Source organism: Pseudomonas sp. P5_B3, from assembly GCF_056400405.1.
In genome coordinates, this window is sequence record NZ_JBFULI010000056.1 from 1 (window position 1) to 17,142 (window position 17,142).

Genomic DNA, 17,142 nt, shown 5'->3' on the forward strand with positions numbered 1-17,142 from the left:
ATACTAATACTACAAGGCTTGGGGGTGATGGGCTCCGGTAATTACCTTGTCAGAATTGGGGCTTTTCATTACCATTCGGCAAAATTTTTATAAGTACATAGATTTACTTAGTAGACGCCTGATTTAACAGGCCACAAAGCTGATGGGAGAGGACTGAATGAGCAATGACGGCGTGAATGCAGGCCGGCGTCGCTTCTTGGTAGCAGCCACATCCGTGGTGGGTGCTGCAGGAGCGGTGGGGGCTGCGGTCCCGTTCGTGGGGTCATGGTTTCCCAGTGCCAAGGCGAAAGCCGCAGGTGCACCGGTGAAAGTGAATGTCAGCAAAGTTGAGCCAGGCCAGCAGATGATTGCTGAGTGGCGCGGCCAGCCGGTGTTCATCGTCCGCCGTACGCCGGAAATCCTGGGGAATCTGAAGAAGATCGAGGGCCAGCTTGTTGACCCGACCTCCAAGAACTCGACACAACCGACTTACGTTGATCCGCAAACCCGTTCGATCAAGCCTGAGATTCTGCTGCTGATCGGTATCTGCACGCACCTGGGTTGCTCGCCGACCTTCCGTCCCGAAGTGGCACCTGCGGATCTGGGTAAAGACTGGGTAGGTGGCTATTTCTGCCCTTGCCACGGTTCCCACTACGATCTGGCTGGTCGCGTCTACAAGTCGCAACCTGCGCCTTTGAACCTGCCAGTTCCCCCGCATTCCTATGAGACCGATGAAATTATTATCATTGGCGTCGATACGGAGAAGGCGTGATGAGCAAATTCATGGATTGGGTTGATGCACGCTTTCCCGCAACCAAGATGTGGGAAGACCATCTCAGCAAGTATTACGCTCCGAAGAACTTCAACTTCTTTTATTTCTTTGGCTCCCTGGCGCTGCTCGTTCTGGTCAACCAGATCGTTACCGGTGTCTGGCTGACCATGAGCTACAACCCGTCGGCGGAAGAAGCGTTCGCTTCCGTCGAATACATCATGCGTGACGTCGAGTACGGCTCGATCCTGCGTCTGCTGCACTCCACCGGCGCTTCGGCGTTCTTTATCGTGGTCTATCTGCACATGTTCCGTGGCTTGCTCTACGGTTCGTACCAGAAGCCGCGTGAATTGGTGTGGGTCTTCGGCATGCTGATCTACCTGGCGCTGATGGCTGAAGCCTTCATGGGTTACCTGCTGCCGTGGGGCCAGATGTCCTACTGGGGTGCCCAGGTGATTATCTCGCTGTTCGGTGCGATCCCGGTCATCGGCAACGACCTGACCCAGTGGATTCGTGGGGACTACCTGATTTCCGGTATTACCCTGAACCGCTTCTTCGCCTTGCACGTGGTTGCCCTGCCGATCGTTATCCTGGGTCTGGTGGTGCTGCACATCCTGGCGTTGCACGAAGTCGGCTCGAACAACCCGGACGGCGTGGACATCAAGAAGCACAAGGACGAAAATGGCATACCGCTGGACGGCATTGCCTTCCACCCGTACTACACCGTGAAAGATATCGTCGGCGTGGTGGTGTTCCTGTTCATCTTCTGCTCGATCGTGTTCTTCTTCCCGGAAATGGGCGGCTACTTCCTCGAAAAGCCGAACTTTGAAGTGGCGAACGCCTTCAAGACTCCAGAGCACATCGCTCCGGTCTGGTACTTCACTCCTTTCTACGCCATCTTGCGCGCGATTCCGGACAAGCTCTTCGGTGTGATCGCCATGGGTGCGGCCATTGCTGTGCTGTTCGTCCTGCCATGGCTCGACCGCAGTCCGGTCAAGTCGATGCGCTACAAAGGCTGGCTGAGCAAGATCTGGCTCTGGTTGTTCTGCATCGCGTTCGTGATCCTGGGTGTGCTGGGCGTATTGGCTCCAACCCCTGAGCGTACGTTGCTGTCGCAGGTATGTACCTTCCTGTACTTCGCCTACTTCATTCTGATGCCGTTCTACACCCGGCTCGAGAAGACCAAACCGGTTCCGGAAAGGGTGACTGGCTGATGAAAAAACTATTTGCTGTATTGATGCTTGCTGCGCTGCCAGTGTTCGCTTTCGCAGCTGAGCACGGTGGCCCGGAGCTTGAAAAAGTCGACATCGACGTTTCCGATAAAGCAGCCATGCAGGATGGCGCACGTACGTTCGCCAACTACTGCATGGGTTGCCACAGTGCCAAGTTCCAACGCTATGAGCGAGTTGCCGACGACCTGGGCATTCCCCATGAGTTGATGCTGGAGAAGCTGATGTTCACTGGCGCCAAGATCGGCGACCACATGAGTATCGGCATGCAGCCGGCAGACGCCAAGGCCTGGTTTGGCGCCGCGCCGCCGGACCTGACCCTGGTTGCCCGTGTTCGCGGTACCGACTGGCTCTACGGTTACCTGAGGTCGTTCTACGAAGATCCGTCGCGTCCATGGGGTGTGAACAACAAGGTCTTCCCGAACGTGGGCATGCCAAACGTCCTGGCCGGCCTGCAAGGTCGCCAGGTGGTTGGTTGCAAACAGGTTCAGATCGTCGAAGGCGGCAAAAAGCAATTTGATCCGCTGACCGGTACGCCATTGACTCATGAAGCGTGCGATCAACTGACCATCGTGCCGAAAAGCGGTGCTCTGACTGAAGAGCAGTTCGATGAGAAGGTCAAGAATCTGGTAACCTTCCTGGCTTACTCGGCTAACCCGGTTAAGCTGCAACATCAGCGCATCGGTACGTACGTATTGTTGTACCTGGCGTTCTTCTTCGTCTTCGCTTACCTGCTCAAGCGCGAATACTGGAAAGACGTGCACTGATAAAGCTTCAAGCTATTGCTGTTAATCGCGCGCGCCCAAGGGCGCCTCTGAAGATGTAGCGAGCCTGGTTATCCAGTCGCTACGGGAGGCGCCCTCTGGGCGCGCTCGTTTTTCCGCGTTCGATAATTTCTACAAGCGAGGAGGATCGCCATGGGCGTGACCAATCGGTTGGCCTGTTACTCCGACCCCGCCGACCACTATTCCCACCGAGTGCGCATCGTACTGGCAGAGAAGGGTGTCAGCGCCGAGATCATTTACGTGGAAGCTGGACGTCAGCCACCTAAACTGATTGAGGTGAACCCTTACGGCAGCTTGCCTACCCTGGTCGATCGCGACCTGGCGTTGTGGGAGTCGACTGTGGTGATGGAATATCTGGATGAGCGTTACCCGCACCCGCCGCTACTGCCGGTTTATCCCGTGGCGCGTGCCAACAGTCGCCTGCTGATGCACCGCATTCAGCGAGATTGGTGTGGTCTGGTGGATCTGATTCTGGATTCGCGGACCAAGGAAGCGGCCCGTGCCGTGGCTCGTAAAGAGTTGCGCGAAAGCCTGACGGGTGTTTCGCCGCTGTTCGCCGACAAGCCGTTTTTCCTCAGCGAGGAACAAAGTCTGGTGGACTGCTGCCTACTGCCAATACTCTGGCGATTGCCGATCCTGGGTATAGAACTGCCGCGGCCGGCCAAGCCGCTGCTTGATTATATGGAGCGCCAGTTTGCGCGTGAGGCTTTCCAGGCGAGTCTGTCTGGTGTCGAACGCGATATGCGCTAAGGCTTAAGGAGCCGCTATGAACTCCAGTCGACCTTATCTGGTCCGCGCGCTCTATGAGTGGATTGTGGACAACGATTGCACCCCGCACATGCTGGTCAATTCCGAGTATCCGTCGGTACAGGTGCCTCAGGGGTTTGCCAGTGACGGACAAATCGTCCTGAACGTATCGCCGCAGGCCGTGCGCCACTTGCACATGGATAACGAGGCGGTCAGTTTCGAGGGGCGCTTTGGTGGTGTGCCGCACACCTTGTACGTGCCTATTGCATCGATCCTGGGYATCTACGCCCGGGAGAATGGTCAGGGCATGGTGTTTGATCTGGAATCGCCGATGGGCGAGGACGAAGAGATCGAGCCGGATGACGATCTTCCACCACCCGACAGTGAGCCGCCGCGTCCAAGCGGTCGACCCAGTTTGAAGGTGGTGAAGTAATAAAAAAGGCGATCCGAGAGGATCGCCTTTTTTATTACTTCACCACCTTCAAACGATGTAGGAGCGAGCCTGCTCCGGGCGGCGTTCCGACGATGGACGTGAACGATGACGCGGGCTGTCTGGATGAACCCGTTCACCGGACGTTTTTCGCGAGCAGGCTCGCTCCTGCAGGATGGGGTTCAGTCGATGTACTCAAACAACTTCACAATCTTCTGCACGCCGGAAACACCTTGCACCAGGTTGGTCGCCTGCGCCGCTTCCTGCTTGGTCAGCAGGCCCAGCATGTAGACGATGCCGTTTTCAGTGACGATCTTGATGCGCGAACCGGGGATGTTGGCATCGGCGAGCATCTGGGCCTTGATTTTGGAGGTCAACCAGGTGTCGTTCTGACGGGCCAGGAAGCTGGAGGGTGGCAGGATCTGCAGTTCGTTGTGCACCTGCTTCACGCGCTGGACCGCGGCAGCGGCCTGTTCGGCCTTGGCCTTGAGGTCTGCGCGTGGCGTTTGCCCGGCGAGCAGCACGACGCCGTTGAAGCTGGTGACGACGATGTGCGAGTCCTTATCCAGGGCCGGGTCAGCCTTGGCGATGTTCACGCCAACCTTGGTGTCGATCAGGGAGTCGTCGATCTTGCTGCCCAGTGTGCGGGTGCCGCGGTCATCTTCAATCGGTGCTTCACGGCTGGCAGTCACCACCGAGGTGCAGCCACTGATGCCGAGGCACAGGGTCAAGGCCAGTAGGCCAAGGCGATTAGGGGTCATTCTTCACTCCCGAACAGTTGGCTGTCGATCAAGTCGCAAAGGCAATGGATCGCCAGCAGGTGGACTTCTTGAATACGAGCGGTGACGTTTGCCGGTACGCGAATCTCGACGTCCTCGGGCAACAGCAGCGACGCCATGCCGCCGCCATCACGTCCCGTCAATGCTACGACAATCATTTCGCGATCATGTGCGGCCTGGATCGCTTGAATTATGTTGGCCGAGTTGCCGCTGGTGGAGATAGCCAGCAACACATCGCCCGGTTGGCCGAGTGCGCGGATCTGCTTGGAGAAGATTTCGTTGTAGCTGTAGTCGTTGGCGATCGAGGTGATCGTCGAACTGTCGGTCGTCAGGGCGATGGCCGGCAGGCTCGGGCGCTCGCGCTCAAAGCGATTGAGCAGCTCGGACGAGAAGTGCTGGGCGTCGCCGGCAGAGCCGCCGTTACCACAGGAAAGCATTTTTCCTTCGTTGAGCAGGGCGTTGACCATGACCTGGCTGGCTTGCTCGATGTGCGGTGCAAGTACTTCCATCGCCTGTTGCTTGGTGTCGATACTGGCCTGAAAAAGCTGGCGAATTCGGGATTGCATGTCCATCTGTGTGACCTTAAGTGGCGCGGCTGTTCGGCACATGAATGTGCAGCCCGCAAAGCAAAGAGCAAAAGTGTTCGGTGATAGTGTCCGGTTCGCAATGCCGGCGATCAGCCGTCGAAGGCATTCTGCAGCCAGTTCAACTGATCGAGGTTGCTGTCGATGGCAATCACGTCGAAGCGGCAAGGGGAATTGGCCCAGCGCGACTCGCGCTGAAGAAAATATTGCGCGGCGAAAATCAGCTTTTGCCGTTTGCGCTCATCGATGCTGTCGAGCGCGCCACCCCATTGAGTGTTTTTTCTGTAGCGGACTTCAACGAATACTACTGTATCGCCATCTAGCATGACCAGATCAAGCTCGCCGCGTTTGCACAACCAGTTCTGCGCCAGCAGGCGCAGACCCTGTTGTTGAAGATGCTCGAGCGCACGGCGCTCGGCATCCATGCCGCTTTGCTGGCGTGACCTGTCAGGCATCAGCGAGCGGTGTCCGGCAGGCGCTGGACCTGGCCATTGGCGAACTGGGCCCATGGCAACTGGCGCACGACCCGCTGGCTCTGAGACATGCCAAGGCTGCCCGACTCACCGTCGATGCGGCTGTCTGGCAGAGACTTGAGTTGGCCCAGGCGCGGTGCCAGGCGATAGGCGTCCACACCCATTGCATACAGACGCCCCAGGCTGCCGGCGGCTTGTGGCCACTGGGCTGTGACCTGGCGGCGCAGTGGATCGTTGGCCTCCAGCAGCCATGGCGTTTCGCAGAAGCGGATGCCATTCATGTCGTTGTACTGGTTGACGTCGCCACTGGCGCTGAACACGTGAGAGGTGGCGTAGACCGGCACATCGCCTGCGTACTGGAAGTTCAGGGTCGGTTTGATCTGCTGGGCCTGTTGTGGTGTTGCGGCCAGGAAAATGAACTCGATGTCCTGGCGGCGCGATGGCTGGGCAGCGACTTGCGAGCCAACAGTGCTTTGCAGGCTCTTGGCGCGACCTTCGCTCTGACGCAGCTGGAACATGTCGGCAATCTGCTGGGCTAACTGGACCGGTTGATCGACACGTTCGGTGGCAACGATAGTACCGCCATTGGCCTGCCAATCCTGGCTGAACGACTTGAGCACACGGTCGCCCCATTCACCTTTCGGCACCATGATGGCTGCACGGTGCAGGCCATCGGCGCGAGCGCGGCGCGACACTTCACGAGCTTCGTCTTCAGCGGCAAGACCGAACTGGAACAACTGCGCCGGGCCTTGATCGCCCTCGCTGTAATTCAGCGCGAGTGTGGTGATCGGCAATTGCGGGCGAGTGCTCAGCTGTTTGACCAGCGGCTTCTCCAGCGGGCCGACGACCAGTTGCACGCCATCGGCCTGGGCCTTGCGGTAGAACTCGTCCATGGAGGTCAGGCGCGAACTGTCATAAAACTCGATGGCGGGTGGTTTCTGCCCGGCCTGTTGTGCCTGGTAGTGAGCGGCCATGAAACCGTCGCGCAGTGCTTTGCCAACCGAGGCCAGCGGGCCGTCCTGAGGCAGCAGCAGGGCGATCTTGCTCAGGGGTTGGCTGGCCAGTTCCTTGAGTTGGGTCAGTGGCTGCGGCAATTGAATGGCTGCCGGGTGTTTCGGATTCCGCGTGCGCCAGTTGTCGATGGCGGCTTGTTGCTGCTCCAGGGTGCCGGCGGATTTCACGGCCAGCGCCAGGGCCATCCAGCCGCCGAGATCGTCGGTGGTGTTCGGCTGCAACTGATCGGTCGGCAGCGAAGCGATCAGGGTCCAGATGGCTTCGTGGTTTTTGCTGGCGGCTTCACCTTTGAGCATCGGGGCGATGAAAATGCGCTCGCGAGCGGCGGCGAGGGTCTGGCCATCGGCTTCAAGTGCGCGGGCGTGAACGGTGCCGGTGCGGACCTGTTGTTCGACGGGCAGTTCGCTCAAGTATTGCAGGCTTGGGTGGCTCAAGGCGGCCAGTGCGGCCTTGGGCTGATTGCGGGTCATGGCCAGTTCAGCCGCCAGGGTGTTGGCGAAAATCTGTGGGCCCGGCTTGAGCTGCTCGATAGGAACCTGTTGCAGGATTTGCGCGGACTGGCCGGCATTGCCCTGGTGAAAGGCCAGGTCGGCAGCGCTCAGGCGCAGAAGGGCGGCATCTTCCGGTGATTTGCTTTGGGAGGCCTTCTCAAGCAACTGCTCGATACTGGCGTCCGGTGTCCGTGGAAGTTCGCCAAGGCTGGAGGAGGGCGAGCTGGCGCAAGCCGCCAGCAAGGCAGCGAGGCAGAGGGCAGATAACAGCCGCAGGCAAGCGATCATGTAAGCGTTCCTGATACTCGATCAAATTAGCGTGGAATTGTACCCAAGCACTGGCCGGGGCGCGATGTTACTGGCGTGAATCGATCAATTTAGCTGGTGGAAATGTTGCGCCAGCGCACAAACGGTCGCCGATGCCGTGTTTGCTTGCGCGTATCGTGAGCCTCGCTACGCGCTACAATGGCGGCTTTTACCGATCATGAGGTGTGCGCTTTGACTGCTCCAGGTGCTTTGAATTCCGCTGCTGGCTCGCTTTTTGTGGTGGCGACGCCCATCGGCAACCTGGATGACATCAGTGCGCGGGCGCTGAAGATTCTGCGTGATGTGGCCTTGATCGCCGCGGAAGACACCCGCCATTCCCAGCGCCTGATGCAACACTTCGGCATTGCGACGCCATTGGCGGCCTGCCATGAGCACAACGAGCGGGATGAAGGTAGCCGCTTTATCACTCGTCTGCTTGCCGGTGACAACGTGGCGTTGATCTCCGACGCCGGGACGCCGCTGATTTCCGATCCGGGTTATCACCTGGTGCGGCAGGCCCGGGCTGCAGGCATCAATGTGGTGCCGGTTCCGGGTGCCTGCGCGTTGATTGCAGCGTTGTCGGCGGCGGGTCTGCCTTCCGACCGATTCATTTTCGAAGGTTTCCTCCCGGCCAAGGCGGTGGGGCGGCGGGCGCGTCTCGAGCAGGTAAAGGAAGAGCCCCGCACCTTGATCTTCTACGAGGCTCCGCATCGCATCCTTGAATGCCTGCAAGACATGGAGCTGGTGTTCGGTCCCGAGCGTCCGGCGCTGCTTGCCCGTGAGTTGACCAAGACGTTTGAAACCCTCAAGGGCCTGCCACTGGCTGAGCTGCGTGAGTTTGTCGAGTCGGACAGCAACCAGCAGCGCGGCGAGTGCGTGGTGCTGGTAGCGGGCTGGTCCGCGCCCGAGGAAGAAGGTGCCGTCAGCAGCGAGGCGATGCGCATCCTCAACCTGTTGCTCGAAGAAATGCCGCTCAAGCGTGCGGCGGCTTTGGCGGCGCAAATCACCGGCGAGCGAAAGAATGTGCTGTACCAGATCGCGCTGGATCAGCAGAAGGGCGAGTAAAACCCGACGCACAGGCGCGCTCTATGGCGCTTGGTGCTTGTTCTTCGGGCGCTCTGCCGGTAACCTTCGCGGCGGAGAGTCGATCGGACAGTCGCTGCCCCCTATGAAAATTAGGGGGGGGAGGAAAGTCCGGGCTCCATAGGGCGAAGTGCCAGGTAACGCCTGGGAGGCGCGAGCCTACGGAAAGTGCCACAGAAAATAACCGCCTAAGCGCTTCGGCGCCGGTAAGGGTGAAAAGGTGCGGTAAGAGCGCACCGCACGTCTGGCAACAGTTCGTGGCTAGGTAAACCCCACTTGGAGCAAGACCAAATAGGGTCCCAAGGCGTGGCCCGCGCTGGGACCGGGTAGGTTGCTAAAGATGTCCAGTGATGGCCATCGTAGACGAATGACTGTTCAAGACAGAACCCGGCTTACAGATCGACTCTCCACCTTTTTTCTCCTCTCTGCTTAATTTATTGGGCAGAGTGTGTCGGTGGTAGCAATTTCCCTCCTTGCACAGTCGTCAGCAGGAGCGGTTTTGTGATATTGATTAGCCCGCGCTTGTAGTGATCGCATAAACTCCACGAAGCACCGGTTTTCCTCGTTATGCGGTCGTCAGGAGAAGCGGTTTTGTGATATCGATTAGCCCGCGCTTGTAGTGATCGCATAAACTCCACGAAGCACCGGTTTCCCTCGTTATACGGTCGTCAGGAGAAGCGGTTTTGTGATATCGATTAGCCCGCGTTTGTAGTGATCGCATAAACTCCACGAAGCACCGGTTTTCCTCGTTATACGGTCGTCAGGAGAAGCGGTTTTGTGATATCGATTAGCTCGCGCTTGTAGTGATCGCATAAACTCCACGAAGCACCGGTTTCCCTCCTTACACAATCGTCAGCAGAACCTCTTTTGTAATACCAAAAAAATCTTACTCTTAATAAAACACTTTAACTTCCGAACGCAGCCTTCTGTGCTGATTCAAGTTATCGGGCGGAATCATCTGCCGGATTTTCGTTACCCCTCCGTTAATGCTCCTAAATCTCAGTTCTGTAAGGATTTTCCTTTAATCCGCGCCTTGACGGTGTGGTGGGGGCATTCCTATAGTGTGCGTAAGTGGCGGAAAGTGGCATGAAGTGGGTTTTTTGAACTCAAAACGCTAGAATTTGGAGAAACGCTGACGTGTTTCGCGGAGCCAACGCTATCAGTCTCGATGCAAAGGGCCGTCTCGCCATGCCGAGCCGGTACCGCGACGAGCTCGATTCGCGCAGTTCCGGGCAGTTGATCGTCACGATTGATGCCGTTGATCCATGTTTGTGTGTTTACCCCCTCGATGAGTGGGAAATTATTGAAACCAAACTGCGCGCACTGCCTTCGCTTCGCGAAGAGAACCGTCGCCTGCAACGTTTACTGATTGGTAATGCCGTCGACCTCGAGCTCGATGGCAGTGGTCGTTTTCTGGTTCCGCCGCGTCTTCGTGAATATGCCAGGTTGGATAAGCGCGCGATGTTGGTAGGCCAACTGAACAAGTTCCAATTGTGGGACGAGGATGCCTGGAACGCGGTTTCTGCCGCTGACCTGGCTGCCATTCAACAACCGGGCGCTATGCCTGATGAACTGCGTGATTTGATCCTGTGACTATTGATAGCGGCTTTAACCACATCACCGTACTGCTTGACGAAGCCGTCGAGGCTCTCGCCGTACGTCCTGATGGCTGCTATCTGGACGGCACGTTCGGGCGCGGCGGACACAGCCGGTTGATCCTCAGTCAGCTCGGTCCCGATGGTCGGTTGCTCGGATTCGACAAGGATCCACAAGCGATTGCCACAGGGCAGACGCTAGCGGCCGAAGACGGCCGCTTTGTCGTTGTGCAGCGCAGCTTTGCCGAGCTCGGTTCGGAAGTCGCCGAGCGCGGTCTGGCCGGCAAGGTCAGCGGCGTTCTGCTGGATCTGGGCGTGTCTTCGCCACAGCTCGACGACCCTGAGCGCGGTTTCAGCTTCCTCAACGATGGTCCGCTGGACATGCGCATGGATCCGTCCCGCGGAATCAGCGCTGCCGAATTCGTCAACACCGCGCCCGTGGAAGAAATCGCCCGGGTGTTCAAGGAATATGGCGAAGAGCGTTTTTCCGGCCGCATGGCCCGTGCCGTGGCCGAGCGCCGCGACATCAAGCCATTCGAACGCACCGGTGACCTGGCAGAAGTCCTGAAAGTCGCCAACCCGGCGTGGGAAAAGGGCAAGAACCCTGCAACCCGTGCGTTCCAGGGCTTGCGTATTCACGTCAACAACGAACTGGGTGATCTGGAAACCGGCCTCGAAGCCGCGCTGGAATGCCTGGAAGTGGGCGGTCGCCTGGTGGTGATCAGCTTCCATTCGCTGGAAGACCGTATCGTCAAACTGTTCATGCGCAAGCTGGTCAAAGGCGAAGCCGACAACCTGCCGCGCAACCTGCCGGTTCGGCATGTCGCCTTCGAACCGAAAATCAAAGTCCATGGCAAAGCGCAGACGGCCTCCGACGCCGAACTCAAAGCCAACCCACGTTCCCGTAGCGCTGTCATGCGTGTGGCGGAGAAGCTGCGGTGAGCAAGCTTTTCGCCAAGCCATTGCCCGGCGGAAGCTTCTTCATGCTGCTGCTGTTTGTCGGCGTGCTCATTTCGGCCATCGGCGTGTCCTACAGCGCCCACTGGAACCGTCAGCTATTGAATTCGCTGTACAACGAGTTGAGCGTGCGCGACAAGGCGCAAGCCGAGTGGGGCCGGTTGATTCTGGAGCAGAGCACCTGGACCGCTCACAGCCGTATCGAAGTGCTGGCCACCGAACAACTGAAAATGCACATTCCCGGTGCCGCTGACGTGAAGATGGTGGCGCCATGATGAAACTCGAAGGTGCACTCTTTCCTTGGCGGTTCCGCGTGGTGCTGGGTTTGCTCGGCATCATGGTGGTTGCAATTGCCTGGCGCATCATCGATTTGCAAGTGGTCGACCGTGCCTTCCTTAAAGGTCAGGGCGATGCCCGCAGTGTTCGTCATATTCCGATTCCGGCCCACCGTGGTCTGATCACCGACCGTAACGGCGAGCCCTTGGCCGTGAGTACTCCGGTCACCACCCTTTGGGCCAATGCCAAGGAAATGCAAACGGCCAAAGAGAAGTGGCCAGCACTGGCGGCTGCCTTGGGGCAGGACCCGAAAGCCCTGGCCGAACGTCTCGAAGCCCAGGCCAACAAGGAGTTCATTTACCTGGTGCGCGGGCTGACGCCTGAGCAGGGCCAGGCCGTGCTCGACCTGAAGGTGCCAGGTGTCTACGGCATCGAAGAGTTCCGGCGGTTTTATCCTGCCGGCGAAGTCACCGCCCATATGGTCGGGTTTACCGACATCGACGATCACGGTCGTGAAGGCGTCGAACTGGCCTACGACGAATGGCTGGCCGGGGTCCCTGGCAAGCGTCAGGTGATCAAGGACCGGCGCGGCCGGCTGATCAAGGATGTCCAGGTCACCAAAAACGCCAAGGCCGGCAAGCCCTTGGCGTTGTCCATTGACCTGCGCCTGCAATACCTGGCCAACCGCGAATTGCGCAACGCGATCATCGAGAACGGCGCCAAGGCCGGCAGCCTGGTGATCATGGACGTGAAGACCGGCGAGATTCTCGCGATGGTCAACCAGCCGACCTACAACCCGAACAACCGTCGCAACCTGCAACCGGCGATGATGCGCAACCGCGCGATGATCGACGTGTTCGAGCCGGGTTCGACCATGAAAGCGATTTCGATGAGCGCTGCGATCGAAACCGGCCGCTGGAAACCGAGCGACACCGTCGAGGTGTATCCGGGCTCCTTGCAGATTGGCAAGTACACCATCAAGGACGTATCCAAGACCGAAGGCCCGGTGCTCGACCTGACCGGCATCCTGATCAACTCCAGTAACGTCGGCATGAGCAAGGTTGCCTTCGACATTGGCGGCGAAACCATTTTCCGTCTCGCGCAGAAAGTCGGCCTCGGCCAGGACACCGGCCTGGGCTTCCCGGGCGAGCGCGTCGGCAACCTGCCGAACTACCGCGAGTGGCGCAAGGCAGAAACCGCCACGCTGTCCTACGGCTACGGTATCTCCGTGACCGCAATCCAGCTGGTTCACGCTTTCTCGGCCCTGGCCAACAACGGTCGCCTCGCACCGCTGACCTTGATCAAGACCGACAAGGCACCGCAAACCACCCAGGTGTTGCCGGAGGCGGTCGCGAAAACCATGCAAGGCATGCTGCAACAAGTGATCGAAGCCCCGCGCGGCGTATTCCGTGCACAAGTGCCGGCGTATCACGTGGGCGGCAAGTCGGGTACTGCGCGTAAAACCTCGGTCGGTACCAAGGGTTACGCCGAAAACTCCTACCGTTCGCTGTTCGCCGGCTTCGGCCCGATGAGCGATCCGCGTTACGCCATCGTGGTGGTGATCGACGAGCCGACCAAGGCCGGTTACTTCGGTGGCCTGGTTTCCGCGCCGGTGTTCAGCCGCGTGATGTCGGGCACCCTGCGCCTGATGAACATTACGCCGGACAACCTGCCACCTACTCAACAAGCGAACGCAACACCGGTCGTTCCGCTGAAAGCCAATGGAGGGCGCGGCTGATGTCCCTGAGCCTGAACAAGATTTTCCCTCACGCCGGCCACGATCTGCTGATTCGCGAGCTCGCCCTGGACAGCCGCAATGTGCGCGCGGGCGATCTGTTCCTTGCCGTGCCGGGCGGGAAATTCGATGGGCGCGCACATATTGCCGACGCCTTGCAGCGCGGTGCTGCCGCGGTGGCCTATGAAGTAGAAGGCGCCACGGTCCTGCCGATCACTGAAGTGCCGCTGATTCCGGTCAAGGGCCTGGCGGCTCAGCTGTCGGACATCGCCGGGCGTTTTTATGGCGAGCCGAGCCATCACCTGAACCTGGTGGGCGTAACCGGTACCAACGGCAAGACCAGCGTGACGCAATTGGTCGCCCAGGCACTGGACCTGCTCGGCCAGCACTGCGGCCTGGTCGGTACACTCGGTTGCGGTTTCTACGGAGCGCTGGAAAGCGGCCTGCACACCACGCCAAACCCGATTGCCGTGCAAGCGACCCTGGCGGACCTGAAGAAGGCTGGGGCCAAAGCCGTGGCGATGGAAGTGTCTTCCCATGGCCTGGACCAGGGCCGCGTGACTGCACTGGCCTTCGATGTGGCGGTGATGACCAACCTGTCCCGCGATCACCTGGATTACCACGGCACCATGCAGGCTTACGGCGAAGCCAAGGGCAAGCTGTTTGCCTGGAATGACTTGAAATGCCGCGTGGTCAACCTCGACGACGCATTTGGTCGGCAACTGGCCGCCGACAAGCTCGAGTCGCGGTTGATCACCTATAGCCTGGAAGATTCCAGCGCTTATCTGTATTGCCGCCAGGCGCAATTCGACGACGAAGGCGTGCGCGCCACGCTGGTCACGCCACAGGGCGAGCACCACTTGCGCAGCACCTTGCTCGGTCGCTTCAACCTGAGCAATGTCCTGGCGGCTGTCGGCGCGTTGCTCGGTCTGGATTACGCCCTGGACGAAATCCTCAAGGTGCTGCCGCAGCTTGAAGGCCCTGCCGGGCGCATGCAGCGTCTGGGCGGTGGTTCGCAGCCGCTGGTGGTGGTCGATTACGCCCACACCCCGGATGCCCTGGAAAAAGTACTGCTGGCCCTGCGTCCACACGCCAAGGGCCGGTTGCTGTGCCTGTTCGGCTGTGGCGGCGACCGCGATCGCGGCAAGCGTCCATTGATGGCCGAGGTGGTCGAGCGCCTGGCCGATGGCGTACTGGTCACCGACGACAACCCGCGTACTGAAGACCCTGCAGTGATTTTCGATGACATCCGTGCCGGTTTCACGGCTGTGGATAAAGTGGAGTTCGTTGCCGGTCGTGGTCAGGCGATTGCCCGGCTGATCGCCAGTGCCTCGGTGGATGACGTGATTGTCCTGGCCGGTAAAGGTCACGAGGACTATCAGGAAATCAACGGCGAACGCCATGCCTTTTCCGATCTGGTCGAGGCCGATCATGCCTTGACCGCGTGGGAGGTGGCCCATGCTTAAGGCCTTGAGACTGAGTGAACTGACCGGTGCGCTGAATGCTCGCCTGGTGTCTGCCGATGCCAGCTTCGACGGCGTCAGCATCGACAGCCGTGCGATCAAACCCGGTCAACTGTTTATCGCGTTGGCCGGTCCGCGCTTCGATGGTCATGATTATCTGAATGAAGTCGCGGCCAAGGGCGCCGTGGCCGCGCTGGTCGAGCGTGAAGTCGCCGACAGCACGCTGCCGCAATTGCTGGTCAGCGACACCCGCCAGGCCCTTGGCCAGTTAGGCGCGCTGAGTCGCGCCGCCTACACCCATCCGGTCGCGGCCATTACCGGTTCCAGTGGCAAGACCACGGTCAAGGAAATGCTTGCGAGCATCCTGCGCACGCGCGGTGCGGTGCTGGCGACCCGTGGCAACCTGAATAACGACCTCGGCGTTCCGTTGACCCTGCTCGAACTGGCGCCGGAACATACCGCTGCGGTGATCGAGCTGGGTGCCTCGCGCCTGGGCGAAATTGCCTACACCGTGAGCATGACCAAACCCCATGTGGCCGTTCTCAATAACGCCGGGACCGCCCACGTCGGCGAGTTCGGTGGTCCGGAAAAAATCGTCGAAGCCAAGGGCGAGATTATCGAAGGGCTGGATGCCGATGGCGTCGCCGTTCTCAATCTTGACGACAAGGCATTCGGTATCTGGAAGGCGCGCGCCGGTGACCGCAAAGTGCTGACGTTTGCGTTGAGCAACGCCAGCGCCGATTTCCATGCCAGTGACCTGGCCACCGATGCTCGCGGCTGCCCGGCGTTCAACCTGCACAGCCCTGAAGGTGTGGCGCGCGTTCAACTGAACCTGCTCGGCACCCACAACGTTGCCAATGCCATGGCCGCCGCCGCTGCCGCCCATGCCCTGGGTGTGTCGCTGTCCGGTATCGCCGCCGGCCTTGGCGCGGTGCAACCGGTCAAGGGGCGCACCGTTGCGCAATTGGCCAGCAATGGCATGCGCGTGATCGATGACACTTACAACGCCAATCCCACCTCCATGTGCGCTGCCGTTGATATACTCGCCGGCTTTTCCGGCCGCACCGTTCTGGTGCTCGGGGATATCGGCGAGTTGGGCGATTGGGCGGAGCAGGGGCACCGCGACGTGGGCGAATACGCCCGTGGCAAGGTTTCTGCGCTGTACGCCGTCGGGCCAATGATGGTTCACGCCGTCAACGCCTTCGGTCCACAGGCTTTTCACTTCAGCACGCAGGCTGAGCTGATCAAGGCCCTGGGCGCCGAACAAGACACAAACACCACCATTTTGATCAAGGGGTCGCGCAGCGCTGCGATGGAAAACGTCGTCGCCGCCTTGTGCGGGTCCAGTCTGGAGAAACATTAATGCTGCTGCTGCTAGCGGAGTATCTGCAACAGTTCTACAAAGGCTTCGCGGTCTTCCAGTACCTGACCCTGCGCGGGATTCTCGGTGTGCTGACCGCGCTGGTCTTGTCGCTGTGCTATGGCCCGTGGATGATCCGCACGTTGCAGAACCGTCAGATCGGTCAATCCGTTCGCAACGACGGCCCGCAGTCGCACCTGTCGAAGTCGGGTACCCCGACCATGGGCGGCGCGCTGATTCTGTCGTCTATCGGCGTCAGCACCCTGCTTTGGGCTGACCTGAGCAACCGCTATGTCTGGGTCGTACTGCTGGTGACCCTGCTGTTCGGCGCAATCGGCTGGGTCGACGACTACCGCAAGGTCATCGAGAAAAACTCCCGCGGCCTGCCAAGCCGCTGGAAGTATTTCTGGCAGTCGGTATTTGGCCTGGGCGCGGCGATCTTCCTGTATGTGACCGCCGCCACTCCGGTAGAAACCACGCTGATTCTGCCGATGCTCAAGGACTACAGCATTCCGTTGGGCGCCGGCTTCATTGTCCTGACCTATTTTGTGATCGTCGGTTCGAGCAACGCGGTCAACCTGACCGACGGCCTCGACGGCCTGGCGATCATGCCGACGGTGATGGTGGGCGGCGGCCTGGGCATTTTCTGCTACCTGTCGGGTAACGTGAAATTCGCCGAATACCTGCTGATTCCTTATGTACCGGGCGCCGGTGAATTGATCGTGTTCTGTGGCGCACTGATCGGAGCAGGCCTGGGCTTCCTCTGGTTCAACACCTATCCGGCACAAGTCTTCATGGGTGACGTCGGTGCACTGGCGCTGGGCGCGRCTCTGGGCACCATCGCGGTGATCGTCCGTCAGGAAATCGTCCTGTTCATCATGGGCGGCGTGTTCGTGATGGAAACCCTGTCAGTCGTCATTCAGGTCGCCTCTTTTAAACTGACCGGTCGCCGCGTATTCCGCATGGCACCGATTCACCACCACTTTGAACTCAAGGGCTGGCCCGAGCCGCGCGTGATCGTCCGTTTCTGGATCATCACCGTGATTCTCGTGCTGGTCGGCCTTGCCACCCTGAAGCTGAGGTAGAA

Annotated in this window: 17 protein-coding genes and 1 other RNA gene; 14 read left to right on the forward strand and 4 right to left on the reverse strand. The window is 59.5% G+C overall.

The window, feature by feature from the left end:
* Positions 1–157: 157 nt before the first annotated feature.
* From petA to AC1DRN_RS24945, 5 genes are all read left to right on the forward strand, one after another.
* Positions 158–751: a ubiquinol-cytochrome c reductase iron-sulfur subunit gene (gene petA, locus AC1DRN_RS24925; RefSeq protein ID WP_223461196.1), complete on the forward strand. Its 594-nt coding sequence runs from the start codon at positions 158–160 to the stop codon at positions 749–751.
* Positions 751–1,962 (forward strand): cytochrome b, encoded by a 1,212-nt coding sequence (locus tag AC1DRN_RS24930; protein WP_223461198.1) that lies wholly within the window; start codon positions 751–753, stop codon positions 1,960–1,962. Before petA ends, AC1DRN_RS24930 begins: the two co-directional genes overlap by 1 nt.
* On the forward strand, positions 1,962–2,744 hold the full coding sequence (locus AC1DRN_RS24935; RefSeq protein ID WP_223461200.1) for a cytochrome c1: 783 nt from the start codon (positions 1,962–1,964) through the stop codon (positions 2,742–2,744). The genes AC1DRN_RS24930 and AC1DRN_RS24935 overlap by 1 nt, the downstream gene beginning before the upstream one ends.
* 150 nt (positions 2,745–2,894) lie before the next feature.
* The gene (locus AC1DRN_RS24940) at positions 2,895–3,512 is read left to right on the forward strand and encodes a glutathione S-transferase N-terminal domain-containing protein (protein WP_007989864.1); all 618 of its coding nucleotides are present in this window, start codon (positions 2,895–2,897) and stop codon (positions 3,510–3,512) included.
* A 16-nt stretch (positions 3,513–3,528) separates the two neighbouring features.
* Entirely contained in the window at positions 3,529–3,942 is a 414-nt protein-coding gene (locus AC1DRN_RS24945; RefSeq protein ID WP_085715923.1) for a ClpXP protease specificity-enhancing factor, read from the forward strand.
* Positions 3,943–4,121: 179 nt separating this feature from the next.
* Here AC1DRN_RS24945 and AC1DRN_RS24950 read toward each other — a convergent pair whose 3' ends face one another.
* The 4 genes from AC1DRN_RS24950 to AC1DRN_RS24965 all read right to left on the reverse strand — a co-directional run bounded on the left by AC1DRN_RS24950 (position 4,122) and on the right by AC1DRN_RS24965 (position 7,568).
* The gene (locus tag AC1DRN_RS24950; RefSeq protein ID WP_108214909.1) at positions 4,122–4,700 is read right to left on the reverse strand and encodes a BON domain-containing protein; all 579 of its coding nucleotides are present in this window, start codon (positions 4,698–4,700) and stop codon (positions 4,122–4,124) included.
* On the reverse strand, positions 4,697–5,290 hold the full coding sequence (locus AC1DRN_RS24955) for a phosphoheptose isomerase (protein WP_007972584.1): 594 nt from the start codon (positions 5,288–5,290) through the stop codon (positions 4,697–4,699). Before AC1DRN_RS24955 ends, AC1DRN_RS24950 begins: the two co-directional genes overlap by 4 nt.
* Before the next feature lie 104 nt (positions 5,291–5,394).
* Positions 5,395–5,757: a YraN family protein gene (locus tag AC1DRN_RS24960; RefSeq protein WP_223461202.1), complete on the reverse strand. Its 363-nt coding sequence runs from the start codon at positions 5,755–5,757 to the stop codon at positions 5,395–5,397.
* Positions 5,757–7,568 (reverse strand): penicillin-binding protein activator, encoded by a 1,812-nt coding sequence (locus tag AC1DRN_RS24965; protein WP_223461204.1) that lies wholly within the window; start codon positions 7,566–7,568, stop codon positions 5,757–5,759. The genes AC1DRN_RS24960 and AC1DRN_RS24965 overlap by 1 nt, the downstream gene beginning before the upstream one ends.
* Positions 7,569–7,745: 177 nt before the next feature.
* On the opposite strand from AC1DRN_RS24965, the gene rsmI reads away from it, so the two are divergent.
* The 9 genes from rsmI (at position 7,746) to mraY (ending at position 17,140) form a co-directional block, all read left to right on the forward strand.
* Positions 7,746–8,651, forward strand: a complete 906-nt coding sequence (gene rsmI / locus AC1DRN_RS24970; protein WP_223461206.1) for a 16S rRNA (cytidine(1402)-2'-O)-methyltransferase — start codon at positions 7,746–7,748, stop codon at positions 8,649–8,651.
* A 75-nt stretch (positions 8,652–8,726) separates the two neighbouring features.
* Positions 8,727–9,080: RNase P RNA component class A (gene rnpB, locus AC1DRN_RS24975), an RNA gene on the forward strand.
* A 726-nt stretch (positions 9,081–9,806) separates the two neighbouring features.
* Positions 9,807–10,262, forward strand: a complete 456-nt coding sequence (mraZ, locus tag AC1DRN_RS24980; RefSeq protein WP_090286131.1) for a division/cell wall cluster transcriptional repressor MraZ — start codon at positions 9,807–9,809, stop codon at positions 10,260–10,262.
* Positions 10,259–11,206, forward strand: a complete 948-nt coding sequence (gene rsmH / locus AC1DRN_RS24985) for a 16S rRNA (cytosine(1402)-N(4))-methyltransferase RsmH (RefSeq protein WP_007972589.1) — start codon at positions 10,259–10,261, stop codon at positions 11,204–11,206. Before mraZ ends, rsmH begins: the two co-directional genes overlap by 4 nt.
* Positions 11,203–11,496, forward strand: coding sequence for a cell division protein FtsL (ftsL, locus tag AC1DRN_RS24990; RefSeq protein ID WP_057398001.1), 294 nt, complete (start codon positions 11,203–11,205; stop codon positions 11,494–11,496). The genes rsmH and ftsL overlap by 4 nt, the downstream gene beginning before the upstream one ends.
* Positions 11,496–13,235 carry a peptidoglycan D,D-transpeptidase FtsI family protein gene (locus tag AC1DRN_RS24995; RefSeq protein WP_177413221.1) on the forward strand — a complete coding sequence of 580 codons (1,740 nt, stop codon included), beginning with the start codon at positions 11,496–11,498 and terminating at the stop codon, positions 13,233–13,235. The genes ftsL and AC1DRN_RS24995 overlap by 1 nt, the downstream gene beginning before the upstream one ends.
* Positions 13,235–14,698: a UDP-N-acetylmuramoyl-L-alanyl-D-glutamate--2,6-diaminopimelate ligase gene (locus tag AC1DRN_RS25000; RefSeq protein ID WP_223461208.1), complete on the forward strand. Its 1,464-nt coding sequence runs from the start codon at positions 13,235–13,237 to the stop codon at positions 14,696–14,698. Before AC1DRN_RS24995 ends, AC1DRN_RS25000 begins: the two co-directional genes overlap by 1 nt.
* Positions 14,691–16,058 carry a UDP-N-acetylmuramoyl-tripeptide--D-alanyl-D-alanine ligase gene (locus AC1DRN_RS25005; RefSeq protein ID WP_223461210.1) on the forward strand — a complete coding sequence of 456 codons (1,368 nt, stop codon included), beginning with the start codon at positions 14,691–14,693 and terminating at the stop codon, positions 16,056–16,058. Before AC1DRN_RS25000 ends, AC1DRN_RS25005 begins: the two co-directional genes overlap by 8 nt.
* Positions 16,058–17,140, forward strand: a complete 1,083-nt coding sequence (gene mraY, locus AC1DRN_RS25010) for a phospho-N-acetylmuramoyl-pentapeptide-transferase (protein WP_477786832.1) — start codon at positions 16,058–16,060, stop codon at positions 17,138–17,140. Before AC1DRN_RS25005 ends, mraY begins: the two co-directional genes overlap by 1 nt.
* The last annotated feature ends 2 nt before the right edge of the window (positions 17,141–17,142 follow it).